Here is an 18,382-nt window from a genome sequence, read left to right as displayed (position 1 = left end):
ACACCCAGAGTTTTGGCAAGATTACCCCAAAAGCCAAAAGAGATACAATATTTAGAGACCATATTGTTCTTTTCGTATCACAATGATTGTTGTATCGTGTGGCCTACGATCATGAATACTATAGTCAGGATCATTTCGATACGCTGGGTTGTGGAGCCTGCAGGGCATTCATAACCTTGTTTGACTGCGTTTGATCCTGGTCTGGGACCAATAAACAGAACAAGTCAGCGCCGTATCATGTCGGCGCCGAGCACAATGGGAGATCCCTGATGAGCGAGAATCTTTTTGCCAAGCATAAAGCGACCCTGGATGGTGCGCTGGCAGCGATCCACAGCCGCGACTACTTCAGCCCCTGGTCTGAAAACCCCAGTCCCCGCGCCTATGGCGAGACTGCAGCGGCTGAAGGCGAGGCTGCATTCAAGTCTCATCTGAACAAGCCTTTCGAACTTGAGATGCCTGGCATCAGTGGTCGTGTGGGTGGCGAAGTCTCTCCTTATGGCATGGAGCTGAATGTACAGTACCCGACCGTCGACATGGACAAGCTGCTCCCGGCTATGGAAGATGCACGCAAGGTGTGGCGTGATCAGGGTGTAGAAGGTCGTACCGGCATCTGTCTGGAAATTCTGGATCGCCTGAACAAGCACAGCTTCGAGATTGCTCATGCCGTGATGCACACTTCCGGTCAGGGCTTCATGATGGCGTTTCAGGCAGGTGGTCCTCATGCGCAGGACCGCGGTCTGGAAGCGGTTGCCTACGGTTACGAAACCATGGCGAGCGTTCCTGCTCAGGCAACCTGGACCAAGCCGCAGGGCAAACATGACCCGCTGGTCATGGAGAAAAAATTTACAGCGTGCGGTCGTGGTGTCGGTCTTGTGATTGGCTGCTCCACCTTCCCGACCTGGAATACTTACCCGGGCATGTTTGCTTCACTGGTAACCGGTAACCCGGTTGTCGTGAAGGCGCACCCGGCAGCTGTACTGCCAGCTGCTATCAGCGTCAAGATCGCTCAGGAAGTACTCAAGGAGCAGGGGCTGCCCGCGCATATCGTTTCACTGTTCGTTGATGCCGATCCCGCGAAGCCCGAAACCATGACCCTGGCTCAGCGCCCGGAAGTCAAGGTGATCGATTTTACCGGTAATACCGCTTTCGGTGACTGGCTGGAACAGAACTGCAAGCAGGCGCTGGTATACACCGAGAAGGCCGGCGCCAACACCATCATCATTGACTCGACCGATGATTTCAAAGGCATGGTGCGAAACCTGGCCTTCACTCTGAGTCTTTACTCTGGCCAGATGTGTACCACGACTCAGGATATTTTTGTGCCGAAAGACGGTATCGAAACCGACCTCGGGCACAAGAGCTTTGACGAGGTTGCTGAAGCGATCGCTTCCGGTGTGACCAAGTTCCTGTCTGATCCTGACCGTGCCGCCATGGTTCTGGGTGCTATCCAGTCTGAAGCCACTGCTCAGCGTATCCTGGACAGCAAAGGTTTGGGTAAAGTCGTTCGTGATTCAGAGGTGTTGACGCACCCTGAGTTTGAAAACGCACGCGTGCGCAGCCCGCTGATCATGACCATCGACGCCGATAAGGAAGATGTATGGGGCCAGGAGCTGTTTGGTCCGATCAGCTTCATCATTGCGACCGATAGCCGCGATCACAGCATCGAACTGGCTCGTGATGTGGTCAAGAAGCATGGTGCCATCACCATGGGTTGCTACAGCAGTGACAATGCTCAGCTGGAGAAAATCGAAGAAGCTGCTCTGGATGCCTGCGTTGCTCTGAGTATCAACCTGACAGGTGGCGTGTTCGTCAACCAGAGCGCGGCTTTCAGTGACTTCCACGGTACCGGTGGCAACCCGGCTGCGAATGCTTCCCTGGCTGACCATGCGTTCGTTGCCAACCGTTTCCGCTTCGTTCAGAGCCGTCGTCACCCGAAGTGAGCGAGGATCGATTGATGGAATTCGAAACTGTACTGGTTGAAGTGCGCGATGGTGTCGGTATCGTCACGCTGAATCGACCGAAGGCAATGAATGCGCTTAACCTCCAGCTGACCTCCGAGTTGGGTCAGGCAATCGATGCTCTTGAGGCGGATAATAACGTCCGCTGCATTCTGCTGACCGGTGGTGAGCAGGTGTTTGCCGCAGGTGCCGATATCAAGGAGATGAAGGAACACAACTTCGCTTCTCTGTATGCGCTTAACTTTCCCTATGTGAAACGGGATTGCTGGCGTGCCATTGATGAAGCTCGCAAGCCTGTCATTGCTGCGGTTGCCGGTTTTGCGCTGGGTGGCGGTTGTGAAATGGCTATGGCGTGTGACTTCATCATTGCAGCCGAGACGGCCAAGTTCGGCCAGCCTGAGATCGGTATCGGCACCATGCCGGGGGCCGGTGGCACTCAGCGTCTGACCAAGGCTGTTGGAAAGGCAAAGGCTATGGAGATGTGCTTGACCGGTCGCATGATGGATGCGGAAGAGGCAGAGCGCAGTGGCTTGGTATCACGCATTGTTCCGGCCGAGGAGTTGCTGGAAGCGGCATTCAAGACTGCACGCAAGATTGCGTCCAACTCTGCTCCTGCTGTCAGCATGATCAAGCAGGCGGTCAATATGGCCGTGGATGCTCATCTGGCCGACGGGTTGCGTCATGAGCGTCATGCTTTCCAGTCAACCTTCGCCTTCGAAGATTGCGCAGAAGGCATGAATGCCTTTGCTGAAAAGCGTAAGCCGGAATTCAAGCATCGCTGATCCGCATTGCTTGGTCTGATTAAAACCGCTGCCGCTTGCGCCAGCGGTTTTTTCGTTAAGGGGCAGGTGGACGCCCCTTGGGGCTTGGTTCAGAATATGGTCTGGCCGGATTGTTGAAATTTGCTTAACTTGAATGGGTAACCTAATGAAATTCAAAGGAAAGCGCGCCTGGGTAACGGGTGCCAGCTCGGGTATTGGTCAGGCAACAGCAAAGGCCCTTGCGGCTGAAGGTGCAGAGCTGGTCCTGTCGGCACGTCGCGCTGACCGTTTGGAGGCGCTGGCACACGAACTTCGTCATAGCGGTGCACTGGTACATCTTGAGCCGTTGGACGTATCAGATCGGCAGGCAATTGAGGCTGCAGGTGAGCGTATGGCTGCTCTGGGTGGCATCGATATCCTGATCAATAATGCCGGTACCATGCCAATCAGTCCGATCATCAACGGTCGTGTTGATGAGTGGGAGCAGATGATTGATGTCAATATCAAGGGAGTGCTTTACGCCATTCATGCCGTTTATTCAGGCATGGCTGAACGCAAGCAGGGACACATCATCAATGTCAGCTCCATTGCGGCCCGAACAACCTATCCGAGCGCAGGCGTTTATGCCGGTACCAAGCATGCCGTGCGCGCCATTTCCGAAACGCTGCGTAAAGAAGCGATTCGCTTTGGCGTGCGTGTGACCGACATTCAGCCCGGCTCCGTTGATACCGAGCTGCCTGACAGCATCGGGCACGACAAAATTCGCGGCATAGTGAAGAGCAACATGTACGGTGATGCAGCCAGCATGCTCAAGCCGGAGGATATTGCCAACGCGATTATCTATGCGCTGGAGCAGCCGCAGCATGTGGATGTGGGCGAGCTGCTGATCTGGCCGACGCGCCAGGAAAACTGATTAAGCGATCACGCGTTAAAGGAGCTAAGCTTGTACAAGCTACTGATATTCGACTGGGATGGCACCATCATCGATTCCACTCAGCGTATTGCATCCAGTATTCGCGCATCTGCCCGTGATCTGGGACTGCCTGAGCCGAGTTGGGATGCGGCCAAGGATATTATCGGTCTGGGGCTGCCGGAGGCGATCAAGGCGCTGTTCCCTAATGAGGGCGATGTCATCATCGAGCCTCTGCGTCAGCGCTATGCGCATCATTATCTTGAGGCCGACGAAACGCCGACGGAATTGTTCCCCGGGGTTCAGCGTACTCTGGAGAGCCTGAAAGCAAAGGGCTATCGCCTGGCGGTTGCGACCGGAAAAAGTCGTACCGGTCTTGAGCATGTCTTTGCTCAGACCGGAATTGGTTCGCTGTTTGAGACCAGTCGCTGTGCAGATGAAACCACATCCAAGCCCGATCCGCATATGCTGCATGAGCTGCTGGAAGAAACCGGTGTGCCACGACAGCAAGCACTGATGATTGGTGATACGGAATATGATCTCGAAATGGGGCAGATGGCAGGAATGGATACGGTTGCTGTCAGTTATGGGGCTCATCATTTGGATAGACTCAGAGTGCTCCGGCCGGTGAAAGAGATTCACCATTTTGCGGAACTGGAATCCTGGCTGGATGGTCTGTCAGCGTAACTAGATCGAATGAGGGAATATTGTGAGCGATAATCATTGGGGTGAATCAGGAGCGTCCTCGACGCCGCAAGCAGCTTCTGACAGTACTAAAGGAACCGGGGATGGTCGTCCCGGCACCCAGAAAGAGTGGCGATTGATCGAAAAGATGGTCAACAGCTTGCACGTCGAGCACAGGCGCTCACGTCGCTGGGGGATTTTCTTCAAGCTGCTGACGTTCGTATATCTGTTTTCACTGCTGGCTATTTTCTATGTGGGCAAGGATCTGGATGCAGACAAGGTTGTGCCTCAGGATCATACTGCAATCGTAGAAGTGAAGGGTCCTATTATGGATGACGAGGAGGCCAGTGCCGATACGATCATCCATGCGCTTCGTGATGCTTTTAAAGCGGAACGCAGTCGAGCCATCATCCTGAGGATTAACAGCCCCGGCGGTAGTCCAGTTCAGGCCGGTTATGTATACGATGAGATCAAACGCCTGCGCGCACTTCATCCTGACAAAAAAGTTTATGCGGTCATTACCGACATCGGTGCTTCAGGTGCTTATTATATCGCCGCGGCCGCTGATGAAATTTATGCTGACAAGGCCAGTCTGGTTGGCTCTATTGGAGTGATTTCATCCAGCTTTGGTTTTGTAGAGCTGATTGACAAGCTTGGGGTGGAGCGTCGCACCCTGACAGCTGGTGAGAACAAGGCCTTCCTTGATCCCTTCACGCCCTTAAAGGATAAGGATCGTGAATTCTGGCAGTCGGTGCTTAATACAACACATCAGCAATTTATCGCCCAAGTAAAGCAGGGCAGAGGTGGCAGGCTCAAGGGTGGTGAGGAAATCTTCTCCGGACTGGTTTGGACCGGGGAGCAGGCTCTGGAGCTTGGTTTGATTGATGGTCTTGGCAGCAGCTCCATGGTGGCGCGCGACATTGTCGGGGCTGAAAAGCTCATCGATTATACCTCGCGACCCAAAGCGCTTGACCGAATTATCGAGCGCCTGGGTATCGGTGTGGCCAAGGAGCTGGCTTTGCAGATGGGGCTTAAAAGCGACTATCAGCTACGCTGAGTTTGAAACAGAACAACCCCTTCGGCCTCCAGCATTCGGACAAGTCGAATGAGCGGAAGGCCGATGAGGGTGTTTGGATCATCACCCTCAAGGCGCTCAAAGAGCGCGATTCCGGCACCTTCTGATCTAAAGCTACCGGCGCAGTTATAGGGCTGCTCGTGGGTCAGGTAGCCCTCAATCATGTCTTCGTTAAGGTCCCTGAAATGTACCTGATAAGGGATCACCTCGGTCTGGACTCGTCCGGTTTTGGTGTTAAGCAGGCACAGCCCGGTAAGAAAGGTGACTGACCGTCCTGAAAGGGAGCGCAGTTGATCCTTGGCGCGATCGTGGGTGCCAGGCTTGCCGATAATGACATCGTCAAGTACCGCTACCTGATCAGAGCCGATCACCAGTGCATCCGGAAAAGAGGGTGCTACAGCTCTGGCTTTTTCTTCAGCCAGGCGCGAGACTAGCGCCGCTGCTGTTTCAGCGCCCAGCGGTGTCTCGTCGATATCGGGGTGCTTGGTGCGATATGGCAGGCCCAATTTATCCAGGATTTCCCGTCGCCAGGGTGAGCTTGAGGCGAGTACCAGGGTGGGTAACATGATATTTCCTTTTGAGACCACAGGTTACAAATATTTCTGGTATCATAGTAACCCTAATTTTAATTGCTTAAACCCCTATTTTCTTTGACAGCAAGGGGTTCTAACCATAGAATTGCGCGCTTATGTCGTACGGTCCATTACCGAAAAAAGTTGACCCTCGCAAACTTGCCGAGCGGGAAGCGGTATTCCAAGGCCCAGCAGCTATTGCTGATATGCCTCGTCTTGCATCCTTCTTGGTAGATGACAGCGGCAGTATTGATGCTGAGGTTTCGTTTGCCAAGGATGAACAGGGCCTGCGTGTTCTGAGCGGCAAGATGCATGGCACTGTCAGCATGACATGTCAGCGATGCTTGGAACCGGTTGATGTTGAGATTGAAGCCACGCTCAATCTCGCGGTTGCATTGACTGAGCAGCAGGCGGAGAATTTGCCCCGTTACTATGATCCTCTGATCATGGAGACGGACGAGATTGAACTGCTGCCAGTTATCGAGGACGAGCTGATGCTGAGTCTGCCGCTTGTGCCGTATCACGATGACTGCAGTATTCAGACCTCGTTCGGTGACGTGGAAACGGCCCGGACGCAGGAAGAAAAACCCAACCCCTTTAGTGTATTGGCCCAGCTTAAAGAAAAGGCCGATAAGAGTTAAACCAGGAGCTACATACCATGGCAGTACAGCAGAACAAAAAGTCTCGTTCACGTCGCGACATGCGTCGTTCCCACGATGCCCTGAGCAACCCGACTCTGTCTGTAGACGCAACTACCGGTGAAACCCACCGTCGTCACCACGTCAGCGCTGACGGCTTTTACCGTGGCCGTCAGGTAGTTGCCAAAGGCGACGAGTAAGCTTGACAGCACAGTATTGCATCGCTGTTGATGCAATGGGCGGGGACTTCGGTCCCCGCGTTACAGTTCCTGCTGCACTGGACGCGCTTGAGCGTCATCCATCCCTGACCATTCTTCTGGTCGGTCATCAAGATCAAATCGCGTCTGTACTGAAACGTCTAGGTCATTCCGAACACCCTCGCATTGAGCTTTTGCATGCCGAAACTGTAGTGGCAATGGATGAGCGACCGACCTTTGCATTACGTCGCCGGAAAGATTCCTCCATGTATATTGCGCTGCAGGCTGTTGCCGCCGGTCAGGCTCAGGCGTGTGTCAGTGCCGGTAATACGGGGGCGTTGATGGTGATGGGGCGCGGCATCCTCCAGATGCTGCCCGGGATAGACCGCCCGGCAATCACGTCGGCCATCCCTACCATGAGAGGCTACAGCCACATGCTTGATCTCGGGGCAAACGTGGACTGTTCGGCAGAGCACTTGCTGCAGTTTGCCATCATGGGGTCCGTGATGCTTAAGGCTGTGGCACACATAGAGTCACCCACCGTGGCGCTGCTCAATATCGGGGCAGAAGAGATCAAGGGTAACGAGCAAGTCAAACTGGCCTCTCGCCTGTTGGCGGAGCAGCCGGATCTGAACTATATCGGCTTCGTTGAAGGGGATGGTGTGTTCTCTGGCAAGGCGGATCTGGTTGTGTGCGATGGTTTTGTTGGCAACATAGCGCTGAAGAGCAGTGAAGGTCTCGCGCGGCTGATCAGTCGCAAGGTGCGCAAAAGCTTCAGTCGCAATGTGTATCGTCGACTGCTGGCATTACTGGCACGTCCCGTCATTCACGAATTACAGCAGCAGCTCGATCCGGGCAAGCAGAATGGGGCCAGCTTGCTGGGCCTTCAAGGGATCGTAATCAAGAGTCATGGCGGTGCTAATCGCAACTGTTTTGCTCACGCGATTGATCAGGCTGTGTCTGAAGTTGAGATGAATATCCCTGGACGCATCAGTGAACACCTGGAACACTACCTGATCAATTCAAGCGACCCCGCATCAGCGGGGCGTTCTAATTACCCCTGAATGTTGTACACTAACGGCCTTTAAAGCCCTGTCTCTGCTCAAGAGGCAGGGTATTGAAGTCACTTGTACAGAATATGGGGAAACCATGTCGCAAACGCTTGCTTTCGTTTTTCCTGGTCAGGGCTCTCAGCAGCTGGGAATGCTCTCCGAGCTTGCTGCAGCACACCCGATTATAGAGCAGACCTTCGCTGAAGCCTCCGATGCACTTGGCTTTGATCTTTGGAAAATGACCCAGGAAGGCCCGGAAGAGGCTCTGAACAGCACTGAAAATACTCAGCCGGCGCTGCTGACAGCGGGCGTTGCTCTCTGGCGTCTGTGGCAGGAGCAGGGTGGTGCAAAGCCGTCCGTCATGGCAGGGCATAGCCTGGGTGAATATACTGCTCTGGTGTGTGCCGGTGCTCTTTCTCTGGCAGATGGCGTGCGTCTGGTTAAGCTGCGTGGCGAGTACATGCAGCAGGCTGTGCCTGCCGGTAGCGGTGCCATGGCTGCCATTCTGGGGCTGGACGACGATGCAATCGCCAAGGCCTGTGAGGACGCTGCTCAGGGTGGTGTGGTATCGCCGGTGAACTACAACTGTCCAGGGCAGGTTGTGATCGCGGGTGAAAAAGCAGCTGTTGAGCGCGGCATCGAAGCCTGTAAGGCGGCCGGCGCCAAGCGTGCAGTTCCTCTGCCTGTCAGCGTGCCTTCTCACTGTGCACTGATGAAGCCTGCCGCCGAAAAACTGGCTGAAGCTCTCGGTCAGATAGACCTCCAGCAGCCAGAAATCCCTGTGGTTCAAAACGTTGCTGCCAGCGTCGCTGATGATCTTGATATGCTGCGTGATAACCTTGTGGCTCAGCTGTACAGCCCGGTGCTTTGGACTGCATCAGTACAGAAAATTGCCTCTGAGGGTTCCGATACGCTGATCGAATGCGGTCCGGGCAAGGTCCTGACTGGCCTCATCAAGAAAATCGACCGCTCGTTGAATGGTGTGTCTATCAGCGATCCTGCCGGTCTTGAGAAAGCGCTGGGCTGAACATAAACGGATATTAGGAATACGATCATGAGTATTGAAGGTAAAGTTGCACTGGTGACCGGGGCGACTCGCGGTATTGGCAAGGCGATCGCTATCAACCTGGCATCGCAGGGCGCGGTAGTGATCGGGACGGCGACCAGTGAGAGTGGTGCCGAAACCATTTCTGCCTACTTGGCCGAGGCGGGTAACAAAGGCACCGGCCTGGTCCTGGATGTTTCTGATTCGGCCTCTATAGAAACAGTCCTGAAGAGCATTCAGGCTGATTTTGGCACTATCGAAATCCTGGTCAACAATGCCGGTATCACCAAAGACAACATCCTGATGCGCATGAAGGACGATGAATGGGATGGCGTGATTAACACCAACCTGAACTCCATCTATCGTCTTGTAAAAGGCTGCCTTCGCGGTATGACCAAGACGCGCTGGGGTCGTATTATCAACATCAGTTCGGTGGTTGCGTCCATGGGTAACGCCGGTCAGACCAACTATGCGGCTGCCAAATCCGGCATGGAAGGTTTTACCCGTGCTCTGGCCCGTGAAGTCGGCTCTCGTAACATTACAGTGAACTGCGTTGCTCCCGGCTTCATTGATACTGACATGACCGCAGGACTGGCTGACGAGCACAAGCAGCACCTGCAGGCACAGATTCCGATGAACCGTCTTGGGCGGCCAGAAGAGATCGCGGCTGTAGTCGGTTTCCTGGCTGGTAACGGCGGTGCCTATGTCACCGGTGATACCATCCATGTGAACGGCGGAATGTACATGTCCTGATTCGGAGCAATACCGACTACATAAAGATTTGTGTTTTCTTCGGATTTGTTGATAATTGGCCGTCAGTTGACGGATTATGAAATTCACACCGTCACGCTTGTTGCCAGAGCGTAATGGGTTTTCTAAAATTCCAAATCGCATCCTGCGATGTGATGGTATTGAGAAAAAATAGGAAGAGATATGAGTAACATTGAAGAGCGCGTAAAGAAAATCATCGCTGAACAGCTGGGCGTTAAAGAAGAAGAAGTTGTTAACTCTGCTTCCTTCGTCGAAGACCTGGGCGCTGACTCCCTGGACACTGTTGAGCTGGTTATGGCTCTGGAAGAGGAATTCGAGACCGAAATCCCTGACGAAGAAGCTGAAAAGATCACTACTGTTCAGCTGGCGATCGATTACATCAACGCTCATCAGTAATCAATCCCCACAGAATTAGTCGAAAAGCCGCATCTATATGCGAATATAGTGCGGCTTTTCTTTTGCAAGGCCTGGTAAGGCTGGAGGAGTAGGATGTCTCGCAGAAAAGTTGTTGTGACCGGAATCGGTTTGCTGACACCCGTAGGTAATACCGTCAAGGACACCTGGGACAATATCCTGGCCGGTAAAAGCGGTGCAGCGCCAATTGATTTTTTTGACGCTTCTCAGTTCGCAACTCGCTTCTCTGCATCGGTAAAGGATTTTTCCCTGGAGCCCTACATGAGCGCCAAGGAAGCGCGCAAGATGGATCTCTTTATTCAGTACGGAATGGTCGCTGCAGCCCAGGCCATCGAGGATTCCGGTATTGAGGCAAACGATAGCAATGCGCATCGCATCGGCTGTGCCATAGGCTCAGGCATCGGTGGCTTGCCGATGATCGAAAAGACCCATGATACGCTCAACACCAGTGGCGCTCGTCGTGTGTCACCGTTCTTTGTGCCGGGCAGTATCATCAACATGATCTCCGGTAACGTCGCGATCAAATATGGTTTTCGCGGTCCTAATATCGCAATTACTACCGCATGCACCAGCGGTACTCATAACATCGGTCATGCCATGCGCATGATCCAGTATGGCGATGCGGATGTTATGGTTGCGGGGGGGGCCGAAATGGCGACTACACCTTTGGGTGTTGCCGGCTTCTCTGCGGCTCGAGCTCTGTCTACTCGTAATGATGCTCCTGAGCAAGCAAGCCGTCCCTGGGATCGTGATCGTGACGGCTTTGTGCTCGGTGATGGCGCGGGCGTTCTTATTCTGGAAGAGTATGAACACGCGAAGGCACGTGGTGCTCATATCTACTGTGAGCTTTCAGGTTTTGGCATGTCTGACGACGCCTACCATATGACCGCGCCTCCTGAAAATGGGGCGGGTGCTGCTCTGTCCATGCAGAATGCCATCAATGATGCCGCCATGGCGGTTGAGAATATTCACTATATCAATGCGCACGGCACCTCGACTCCGGCAGGTGATATTGCAGAGTCCAACGCGGCAAAACGAGTGCTGGGCAGCGCTGCAGAACAGGTGCGCATGAGTTCCACGAAATCCATGATTGGTCACTTGCTGGGTGCTGCTGGAGCTGTAGAAGCGGCTTTCTGCGTGCTGGCACTGCGCGATCAGGTAGCGCCACCGACCATCAATCTGGACAATCCTTCTGATGGCTGCGACCTTAACTATGTCGCGCACACGGCTCAGGAATGCCAGATTGAAGCGGCGATGTCCAACTCATTCGGCTTCGGCGGTACCAACGGTACCCTGATTTTCAACCGCATCTAAGGAGCAGGGAGGGTGTTCACCCTCCCTCTGTTGATGCAGCCGCAGACACTGATCAATGGCCAGGCTTCCGATGCTATCGGTTTGAGCGACCGAGGTCTGGCATATGGTCATGGCCTGTTTGAAACCTTCCTGGTCATCGACGGCCAACCTGTTTTTTACCAAGAGCACCTTCAGCGTCTTTTCAGAGGGTGTAAAAGGCTTGGTATTCCGTCGGATTGTCTTGACTCTTTGATCCAGCAGGATCTTCAGAAACTCGTCTACCCGGCCGGTCGCTGTGTGCTCAAGCTGATTTTGACCTGTGGATCCGGTGGCAGGGGCTACCTGACTCCTGATCCTGCCTCGCCGGCCCGTATTCTTATTCTGACGTCAATGCCTGAGTATCCTGATTCACCCGAAGACGGCATACGCGTGCGCTGGTGTCAGACCCAGTTGGCCTGTCAGCCCTTATTGAGCGGCATCAAACATCTGAACCGCCTGGAGCAAGTGCTTGCGCGGAACGAATGGCACGGTACTGATATTCGCGAAGGGTTGGTATGTGACACCCGGGGCTTTGTCATCGAAGGTACAATGAGCAACCTCTGCTTTATCCATGAGGGACGCTTCTGTACACCGGCTCTTGATCAGAATGGGATTGAAGGCGTCATTCGAAACCAGTTGATGCAACTGGCCGTGCAGCAAGGTTTGAAGGTTGAAGTCAGTAACTATACACCGCAGGATGTGCTATCTGCGGACGAAATTTTTCTCTGTAACAGCCTGATCGGAGTCTGGCCTGTCGTGGCACTGGAAAACCATCAATATGCGGTGGGTCCACACACTCGATCCCTTCAGGCCGCTCTGACACAACGGATGGTTCAATGCTGAAAAGACTGTTCTGGTTTTCGGGTTTACTGGTCTTGATGGTGGTGGGCGCAAGTCTGTGGCTGTTTCAGCAGTTAGAGCGAACACTTGAGGCTCCGATTCCGCTCAATGAACCGCAAGTTCTGGAAATCGAGCAGGGTACCTGGTTCAGGAAATTTGCTGTGCAGCTTGAACAGCGAGGAATTGTACAATCTCACCTGTGGCTGCGCCTGGCAGCCCAGTTCAACCCGGAAGTAACAGCAATCAAGGCAGGCGAATATCAAATCGAACCGGGTATGTCCTTGCGTCAGCTCCTCGACAATGTCGTCAGCGGAAAGACGATCAGCTACACCTTTACCCTTATCGAAGGTACTACCTACAAGCAGCTGCGCCAGTCACTGCTTAGTAATGACCAGCTCAAACATGAGCTGGGCGATATGAGTGAAGCGCTATTGCTCGACCAGCTGGGAAGCGACGCCCCGTCCGTGGAGGGGCTTTTCCTGGCCGAGACCTATCATTTCACACGTGGCATGACCGACCTGCAATTGTTGCAACGTGCTCACGAAGACCTGAAACAGGTACTTGAGGAAGCATGGTCCCGGCGAGCAAAGGACCTGCCTTATAAGACGCCCTATGAAGCGCTAATCATGGCCTCCATCATCGAAAAGGAAACCGCCGTGCCGGCCGAACGTGGTCAGATATCAGGCGTTTTCGTGCGTCGTCTCAAACGAGGGATGCGCCTGCAAACCGATCCCACGGTTATCTATGGTATGGGTGAGCGCTACAAGGGCAACATCACCCGTGCCGACCTGAGGCGTCCGACACCCTGGAATACTTATGTCATTGACGGATTACCGCCGACTCCCATTGCGCTGGTAGGCCGGGACGCTGTTGAGGCCGCCCTTAATCCTGTTGATGGCAAGTCGCTGTATTTCGTTGCCAAAGGGGATGGTTCTCATCATTTCTCCAATACGCTTCAAGAGCACAACCGAGCTGTACGCCAGTATCAGCTCAAGCGCCGTGCTGATTATCGATCTTCACCTGAGAACTGATGCCAATGTCTCGAGGATGCTTTATCACCGTCGAAGGAACCGAAGGTGTCGGTAAAACAACCAATCTGGATTTCATTCAGCAGTGCCTTGAACAGCAAGGGATTGATGTTGTTCGTACCCGGGAGCCGGGTGGAACTCCATTGGCAGAAAATATCCGAGAATTATTACTGGCCCCCCGTGATGAGCCAGTATCTGAACTGACAGAGCTTCTTATGATGTTTGCTGCCCGTGCGCAGCACTTGAAGCAGGTGATATTGCCTGCTCTTGACGCCGGGCAGTGGGTCCTCTGCGATCGTTTTACTGATGCTACCTACGCCTATCAAGGTGGTGGTCGCGGCATGGACACCAGGCAGATTTCCACTTTGGAGCAGTTGGTTCAGGCAGACCTCAGACCTGACTTGACTCTCTTGCTGGACCTGCCGGTCAAAACCGGTCTGGCCCGTGCTCGGGCGCGCAGCACTCCGGATCGGTTTGAAGCGGAAAAAGTTAATTTCTTTGAAGCCGTACGCAGCCATTATCTGGAACGCGCCCGGCGTGAGCCTGAGCGTTTTGCCGTGATTGATGCGGAGCCAGCACTCAGTCAGGTACAGATGCAGATTAAAGGCGCGTTGCTGCGGCTGGGAGTTCGTGTGGATGTCTGACTTGCTGCACCCTTGGTTTATGCCTCAATGGCAGCGACTTTGTGCTCAGCACCAGTCAGATCGGCTCCCGCATGCGCTGTTACTGTCTGGACCGAATGGTGTAGGCAAGCGGGATTTTGCGCAGGCTCTGGCGAATCAACTCCTATGCCACCAACCGACAGCGCAGGGACCATGCAATCATTGCCATAGCTGCGACCTGCGGATAGCCGGACATCATCCTGACCTTGTCAGAGTTGCGCCTGAAGCCGAAGGCAAACCGATTAAGGTCGATCAGGTGCGTCTGTTGATTGACCACCTGCACAGTACTGCACAGCAGGGCGGTTACCGGGTTGTAATCATGGAGCCGGCTGAGGCCCTGAATACATCGTCTGCCAACGCACTGTTGAAGATACTGGAAGAGCCGGGCGAGAAGACACTGCTGATTCTGGTTTGCCATCAGCCAGGGCAGCTTATGCCGACCATTCGCAGCCGCTGTCAGCGTATTGATTTCACAACACCCTCAGCTGAACTGGCTTCTGAATGGCTAACATCCAAGCTTGGCTTGGATGCTGATCGATCCGCGCAGTTACTTCGCCTGTCACATGGTGCTCCCCTGAAGGCCTTTCATCTCTATCAAGGCGATTTGTTAGAGCAGCGCAAAAAATTGATGACTGGACTGGCTGATTTGCTGCGAGGTCGAGCTTCAGTGACTGATCTGGCGCTACAGTTTAACAAGTTTGACCTGTTACAATGCCTTGACTGGTTGAATAGCGTGCTCAGCGACATTGTACGCATGCAAATGACCGGGCAATCCAGCCCTCGCGTCAATCCGGATATGTCCAGCATGTTGCAGGCGGTTGCCAAGCAGGCGCACAGCGCTAAAATCTTTGCATTGGCTGACCGAATTCAGGAAGAACGAGTCAGCTTGATGCTGCGCCAGAATCCGAACCGTCAGCTGCTGCTTGAGCGACTTTTACTGCAATGGTCCGACTTGGCACGTAAAACATAGGAGTGTTGATTACATGTCCATCATACCGCGTATCAGCCACGGTATTCTTTCGCTGACAATCGACAACAAGGAGAGTCTTTACAAGGCATACATGCCCTTTATTACCAATGGCGGCCTCTTTATACCGACCACTCGCACTTATCAGCTTGGAGAAGAGGTCTTCATGCTGTTGATGTTGATGGATGAACCGGACAAGGTGCCGGTGACGGGCAAAGTTGTCTGGGTGACTCCCAAGGCCGCTCAGGGCGGTCGCACGCCCGGGATCGGTATTCAACTATCAGCGGATGATACTGCCTTGGTAAACAAGATCGAAACCTATCTGGCTGGTATGGCCGGTACGGGACGTCGCACCAATACTTTGTAAATTTTTCAGAGAAACGATGTTAATAGATTCGCACTGCCATCTCGATATGCTGGATCTCAGCCGGCATGACAACTCGCTGGACAACGTGATTGCGGCAGCAGGAGAGCGTGATGTCTCCAAAATGCTCTGCGTATGTGTTGACCTCAATAAATTTGACCATATGTATCAGGCGGCAAAGCGATTTGATAACGTCTGGTTTTCGGCAGGCGTTCACCCCCTTCATATTGAAGAATCTCCATTTGACCGAGATGAGCTGTCCCGACTCGCAGCAGATCCTCGTGTTGTCGCTTTGGGTGAAACCGGTCTGGACTACTACTATTCAACCGAGACGGTTGAGCAGCAGCAGGCCAGCTTTGCCGGGCATCTTGAGCTGGCGGGTGAGCTGGGGTTGCCGGTCATTGTTCATACACGTGAGGCTCGTGAAGATACCATTCGCCTGATCCGCGAGCATGGCAATACCGAATCTTCAGGTGTATTGCACTGTTTCACAGAATCGTTGGAGATGGCCAAGGCCGCACTTGATCTTGGATATATGATTTCCTTTTCCGGCATCATCAGTTTCCGGAATGCGGCCGAACTGCGTGAGGTCGTAAAAGCGGTTCCTCTGGAGCGTATGCTGGTTGAAACTGATTCTCCCTATCTGGCGCCTGTGCCTTATCGTGGCAAGCAGAACCAGCCGGCCTATGTCGCGGAGGTTGCTGCCTGCGTGGCTGAATTGAAAGGCATCAGTGTCGAGCAGGTTGCCGAGCAAACGACCGCCAATTTTCATCAGCTGTTCAAGCGCACCGCTAATCACTGATCACCATGTTCTATCAGCCACCTGTCGATTATATCGAACCCGTTTTTCGTCCACCCAGCGAAGCAGATTCTCTGATTTTGCAGGTCACAAACGGTTGCAGCTGGAACCGTTGCACCTTTTGCGACATGTATACGGACGAACATAAGAAGTTCCGCCCCAAATCTGAATCCGATGTGTTGGCAGAGATCGAGCGTTGCGGGCAAATGATGCCTTGGGTAAGACGCATCTTTCTGGCTGATGGAGATGCGATGGCACTCTCCATACGTCGCCTGACAGTGATTCTGGAGGCGATTCGAACGCATCTGCCGAATGTAAGCCGCGTTTCCGCATACTGCCTGCCATCAAACCTTCAGCGCAAGAGTGTTGATGAGCTGAAAGCACTGCGCGAGCTCGGGCTGACACTGATCTACATGGGGGCGGAAAGCGGCTGTAATGAAGTGCTCAAGGCTTTCGACAAGGGAGAAACCTTCGACAGTACTGCAGAAGCCTTGATCAAGGCCGGAGAGGCGGGTATCAAGCGTTCTGTTATGTTGATCAACGGTGCCGGCGGCCGTTCATACTCCGAACAGCATGCGCTTGAATCCGCGCGTTTGGTCAACCTGGTTCAGCCTGAGTATCTGGCGACTCTGGTGCTGTTTTTCCGTCGCGATGCTGAAGTGCGGGTGAGGGCGGGATTTAAAGGGCAGTTTGAGCCTCTGGATGCTCAAGGTCTTTTTCGCGAGATGCATCGCCTGATTGGAGCCACCGCGTTGAGGCAGACAATCTTTCGCAGCGATCATGTGTCCAATCGACTGGTACTCAAGGGTGTTCTTGGGAAGGATAGGGCACGAATGCTGGCTGAAATCGAAGCAGCGATTGACTATGCTGCAGGGCACGATATCCCGCTTTATCACGACAAGGGTTTTTGAAGCTGACCGGTTGGGCAGAATGGTTTCACGCCCAACCGAGTCCGTCCACTGTCAGCTATTTCCCATCAACTCTTCTTCCGTCAGAGGTGTGATGCTGAGCAGCATCTTGGTCAAATCAAGCAGAATGATCAGGATGTTGTTGTAGTAACACACGCCCTGAACAAAACGCTTGGTGGAGTCGTCACCGGAAACGCTCGGCGCGCGGTCCATATCGTTGTGCGGCAGATTGATCACCTCATCAACGCTATCGACGACCAGTCCGATCACTTCCTGTTCATTGAATTCGACCACGATCACTCGAGTGTCGTCATCATAGGGTGCCAGCGGCAGCCCGAACATCTGGCGGGTATCTATAACGGTCACGACATTGCCGCGCAGATTGATGATGCCCAGAATAGAGCTGTCTGCGCCCGGCACCGGCGTAATTTCGCTGAAACGCAGCACTTCCTTGACCTGCATGACGTCAATGCCATAAAGCTCGTTATCGACACGGAACGTGGCCCACTGGTGATAAACGACTTCTTCCTGTTGTGTACGGCGGGAGCGATCCGACTCGGCCACTTGCCCATCCTGCAATGTTTTCAAATATTCAGCCGCTGCATTCAAGCTCATTGCGTTCGTCCTGTGTCTTCCAAGTTTTCAACCACCCCAAACCCGCTTCTGTCTTGCACCGGGGGATATATTCCAGACTGATATACCCCTTGTATTCTTGAGACTCGAGCGCCTTGAACAGGTTGGTAAAGTTGATTTCGCCGGTGCCTGGTTCATGACGACCCGGGACATCGGCGATCTGTATATGCCCGATTTTGTCTGCATTCTGCTGCAAAGTCGAGATTAGATTACCTTCCATCATTTGCATATGATAGACATCATACTGCAGAGACGTAGCCGGTAACTCAAGTTTACGGATTAAATCGAGTACCTGATGGCTGTGATGTAGATAAAAGCCGGGAACATCCCGATTATTGATAGCTTCTATCATCAGCTCAATGCCGGCACCCTCGCATCTTTGTGCTGCCAGTTTCAAGTTGTGCGCCAATGTGGCGCTCACTCGTTCAGCCGGCACGTTCTCAGGAGGAACGCCTGCCAGGCAGTTGAGCCTCTCGACCCCAAGTGTTTTGGCCCATTCGATAGCCAAATCAACTGATTCCGCAAACTCGTCTTCCCGGCCGGGAAGGCAGGCCAGGCCGCGATCACCGGCTTCCCAGTTGCCGGCCGGCAGGTTGATTAACACCATTTTGAGCGCATGGTCTTGCAGTTCCTTCCTGACCGCTTCAGGTGTAAGGGTGTAGGGGAACTGGACTTCGACTGCGTCAAATCCGGCGGCCCGAGCAGCGCCAAAGCGTTGGATCAGCGGGTACTCAGTGAACAGCAGGCTCAGGTTTGCGGCAAATTTCAGCAT

22 protein-coding genes are annotated in these 18,382 nt (G+C 53.6%); 19 read left to right on the top strand and 3 right to left on the bottom strand.

What is annotated here, in order from left to right; translation table 11 throughout:
• Positions 1-269 precede the first annotated feature (269 nt).
• The 5 genes from paaN to sppA all read left to right on the top strand — a co-directional run bounded on the left by paaN (position 270) and on the right by sppA (position 5,370).
• Positions 270-1,940: a phenylacetic acid degradation protein PaaN gene (paaN, locus tag LN244_RS08280; RefSeq protein WP_239039329.1), complete on the top strand. Its 1,671-nt coding sequence runs from the start codon at positions 270-272 to the stop codon at positions 1,938-1,940.
• 14 nt (positions 1,941-1,954) lie between these two features.
• Entirely contained in the window at positions 1,955-2,740 is a 786-nt protein-coding gene (locus LN244_RS08275; RefSeq protein WP_239039328.1) for an enoyl-CoA hydratase-related protein, read from the top strand.
• Between the two features lie 145 nt (positions 2,741-2,885).
• Complete coding sequence (locus LN244_RS08270; RefSeq protein WP_239039327.1) at positions 2,886-3,632, top strand: SDR family oxidoreductase; 747 nt, start codon at positions 2,886-2,888, stop codon at positions 3,630-3,632.
• A 30-nt stretch (positions 3,633-3,662) separates the two neighbouring features.
• A complete protein-coding gene (locus LN244_RS08265; protein ID WP_239039326.1) occupies positions 3,663-4,316 on the top strand; it encodes an HAD family hydrolase in 654 nt (217 codons plus the stop codon).
• A gap of 22 nt (positions 4,317-4,338) precedes the next feature.
• Positions 4,339-5,370 (top strand): signal peptide peptidase SppA, encoded by a 1,032-nt coding sequence (sppA, locus tag LN244_RS08260; protein ID WP_408904439.1) that lies wholly within the window; start codon positions 4,339-4,341, stop codon positions 5,368-5,370.
• Here sppA and LN244_RS08255 read toward each other — a convergent pair.
• The gene (locus LN244_RS08255) at positions 5,358-5,954 is read right to left on the bottom strand and encodes a Maf family protein (protein WP_239039325.1); all 597 of its coding nucleotides are present in this window, start codon (positions 5,952-5,954) and stop codon (positions 5,358-5,360) included. The genes sppA and LN244_RS08255 overlap by 13 nt on opposite strands.
• Positions 5,955-6,076: 122 nt before the next feature.
• Here LN244_RS08255 and LN244_RS08250 point away from each other — a divergent pair, with 122 nt between their 5' ends.
• The 14 genes from LN244_RS08250 (at position 6,077) to LN244_RS08185 (ending at position 16,980) form a co-directional block, all read left to right on the top strand.
• Complete coding sequence (locus LN244_RS08250; RefSeq protein ID WP_239039324.1) at positions 6,077-6,601, top strand: YceD family protein; 525 nt, start codon at positions 6,077-6,079, stop codon at positions 6,599-6,601.
• Positions 6,602-6,618: 17 nt separating this feature from the next.
• Positions 6,619-6,798: a 50S ribosomal protein L32 gene (gene rpmF / locus LN244_RS08245; RefSeq protein WP_239039323.1), complete on the top strand. Its 180-nt coding sequence runs from the start codon at positions 6,619-6,621 to the stop codon at positions 6,796-6,798.
• A gap of 2 nt (positions 6,799-6,800) precedes the next feature.
• Complete coding sequence (gene plsX / locus LN244_RS08240) at positions 6,801-7,859, top strand: phosphate acyltransferase PlsX (protein WP_239039322.1); 1,059 nt, start codon at positions 6,801-6,803, stop codon at positions 7,857-7,859.
• An 85-nt stretch (positions 7,860-7,944) separates the two neighbouring features.
• Complete coding sequence (gene fabD / locus LN244_RS08235; RefSeq protein ID WP_239039321.1) at positions 7,945-8,874, top strand: ACP S-malonyltransferase; 930 nt, start codon at positions 7,945-7,947, stop codon at positions 8,872-8,874.
• A 27-nt stretch (positions 8,875-8,901) separates the two neighbouring features.
• Positions 8,902-9,645, top strand: coding sequence for a 3-oxoacyl-ACP reductase FabG (gene fabG / locus LN244_RS08230; RefSeq protein WP_239039320.1), 744 nt, complete (start codon positions 8,902-8,904; stop codon positions 9,643-9,645).
• Positions 9,646-9,825: 180 nt separating this feature from the next.
• Positions 9,826-10,059 (top strand): acyl carrier protein, encoded by a 234-nt coding sequence (gene acpP / locus LN244_RS08225; protein ID WP_010323864.1) that lies wholly within the window; start codon positions 9,826-9,828, stop codon positions 10,057-10,059.
• A 93-nt stretch (positions 10,060-10,152) separates the two neighbouring features.
• Positions 10,153-11,391, top strand: a complete 1,239-nt coding sequence (fabF, locus tag LN244_RS08220) for a beta-ketoacyl-ACP synthase II (RefSeq protein ID WP_239042342.1) — start codon at positions 10,153-10,155, stop codon at positions 11,389-11,391.
• A 12-nt stretch (positions 11,392-11,403) separates the two neighbouring features.
• On the top strand, positions 11,404-12,252 hold the full coding sequence (gene pabC / locus LN244_RS08215) for an aminodeoxychorismate lyase (protein ID WP_239042341.1): 849 nt from the start codon (positions 11,404-11,406) through the stop codon (positions 12,250-12,252).
• A complete protein-coding gene (gene mltG / locus LN244_RS08210; protein ID WP_239042340.1) occupies positions 12,246-13,280 on the top strand; it encodes an endolytic transglycosylase MltG in 1,035 nt (344 codons plus the stop codon). The genes pabC and mltG overlap by 7 nt, the downstream gene beginning before the upstream one ends.
• Positions 13,280-13,921: a dTMP kinase gene (gene tmk, locus LN244_RS08205; RefSeq protein ID WP_239042339.1), complete on the top strand. Its 642-nt coding sequence runs from the start codon at positions 13,280-13,282 to the stop codon at positions 13,919-13,921. Before mltG ends, tmk begins: the two co-directional genes overlap by 1 nt.
• Positions 13,842-14,909 (top strand): DNA polymerase III subunit delta', encoded by a 1,068-nt coding sequence (locus tag LN244_RS08200; RefSeq protein WP_338037887.1) that lies wholly within the window; start codon positions 13,842-13,844, stop codon positions 14,907-14,909. Before tmk ends, LN244_RS08200 begins: the two co-directional genes overlap by 80 nt.
• Before the next feature lie 13 nt (positions 14,910-14,922).
• Entirely contained in the window at positions 14,923-15,273 is a 351-nt protein-coding gene (locus LN244_RS08195) for a PilZ domain-containing protein (protein ID WP_239042338.1), read from the top strand.
• Positions 15,274-15,289: 16 nt separating this feature from the next.
• Positions 15,290-16,072: a TatD family hydrolase gene (locus LN244_RS08190; RefSeq protein ID WP_239042337.1), complete on the top strand. Its 783-nt coding sequence runs from the start codon at positions 15,290-15,292 to the stop codon at positions 16,070-16,072.
• A 5-nt stretch (positions 16,073-16,077) separates the two neighbouring features.
• Positions 16,078-16,980: a radical SAM protein gene (locus tag LN244_RS08185; protein ID WP_275424712.1), complete on the top strand. Its 903-nt coding sequence runs from the start codon at positions 16,078-16,080 to the stop codon at positions 16,978-16,980.
• 51 nt (positions 16,981-17,031) lie between these two features.
• On the opposite strand, the gene LN244_RS08180 is transcribed toward LN244_RS08185, so the two are convergent.
• Both LN244_RS08180 and hyi read right to left on the bottom strand, forming a co-directional pair.
• Complete coding sequence (locus LN244_RS08180) at positions 17,032-17,592, bottom strand: chemotaxis protein CheW (RefSeq protein WP_239042335.1); 561 nt, start codon at positions 17,590-17,592, stop codon at positions 17,032-17,034.
• Positions 17,570-18,382: a hydroxypyruvate isomerase gene (gene hyi, locus LN244_RS08175; protein ID WP_239042334.1), complete on the bottom strand. Its 813-nt coding sequence runs from the start codon at positions 18,380-18,382 to the stop codon at positions 17,570-17,572. Before hyi ends, LN244_RS08180 begins: the two co-directional genes overlap by 23 nt.

This window comes from Marinobacterium sediminicola (assembly GCF_022343685.1).
In the GTDB taxonomy this organism is placed as follows: Bacteria; Pseudomonadota; Gammaproteobacteria; order Pseudomonadales; family Balneatricaceae; genus Marinobacterium; species Marinobacterium sediminicola.
This window is presented reverse-complemented; position numbering and strand designations above follow the sequence as displayed.

Coding starts and splice junctions, on each gene's coding strand:
- fabD (WP_239039321.1), top strand. CDS start 7,945: ATGTCGCAAACGCTTGCTTTCGTTTTTCCTGGTCAGGGCTCTCAGCAG.
- LN244_RS08195 (WP_239042338.1), top strand. CDS start 14,923: ATGTCCATCATACCGCGTATCAGCCACGGTATTCTTTCGCTGACAATC.
- LN244_RS08200 (WP_338037887.1), top strand. CDS start 13,842: ATGCGGAGCCAGCACTCAGTCAGGTACAGATGCAGATTAAAGGCGCGT.
- rpmF (WP_239039323.1), top strand. CDS start 6,619: ATGGCAGTACAGCAGAACAAAAAGTCTCGTTCACGTCGCGACATGCGT.
- LN244_RS08250 (WP_239039324.1), top strand. CDS start 6,077: ATGTCGTACGGTCCATTACCGAAAAAAGTTGACCCTCGCAAACTTGCC.
- paaN (WP_239039329.1), top strand. CDS start 270: ATGAGCGAGAATCTTTTTGCCAAGCATAAAGCGACCCTGGATGGTGCG.
- acpP (WP_010323864.1), top strand. CDS start 9,826: ATGAGTAACATTGAAGAGCGCGTAAAGAAAATCATCGCTGAACAGCTG.
- tmk (WP_239042339.1), top strand. CDS start 13,280: ATGCCAATGTCTCGAGGATGCTTTATCACCGTCGAAGGAACCGAAGGT.
- LN244_RS08185 (WP_275424712.1), top strand. CDS start 16,078: ATGTTCTATCAGCCACCTGTCGATTATATCGAACCCGTTTTTCGTCCA.
- LN244_RS08275 (WP_239039328.1), top strand. CDS start 1,955: ATGGAATTCGAAACTGTACTGGTTGAAGTGCGCGATGGTGTCGGTATC.
- fabF (WP_239042342.1), top strand. CDS start 10,153: ATGTCTCGCAGAAAAGTTGTTGTGACCGGAATCGGTTTGCTGACACCC.
- mltG (WP_239042340.1), top strand. CDS start 12,246: ATGCTGAAAAGACTGTTCTGGTTTTCGGGTTTACTGGTCTTGATGGTG.
- hyi (WP_239042334.1), bottom strand. CDS start 18,382: ATGCTGAAATTTGCCGCAAACCTGAGCCTGCTGTTCACTGAGTACCCG.
- LN244_RS08270 (WP_239039327.1), top strand. CDS start 2,886: ATGAAATTCAAAGGAAAGCGCGCCTGGGTAACGGGTGCCAGCTCGGGT.
- LN244_RS08180 (WP_239042335.1), bottom strand. CDS start 17,592: ATGAGCTTGAATGCAGCGGCTGAATATTTGAAAACATTGCAGGATGGG.
- fabG (WP_239039320.1), top strand. CDS start 8,902: ATGAGTATTGAAGGTAAAGTTGCACTGGTGACCGGGGCGACTCGCGGT.
- LN244_RS08255 (WP_239039325.1), bottom strand. CDS start 5,954: ATGTTACCCACCCTGGTACTCGCCTCAAGCTCACCCTGGCGACGGGAA.
- LN244_RS08190 (WP_239042337.1), top strand. CDS start 15,290: ATGTTAATAGATTCGCACTGCCATCTCGATATGCTGGATCTCAGCCGG.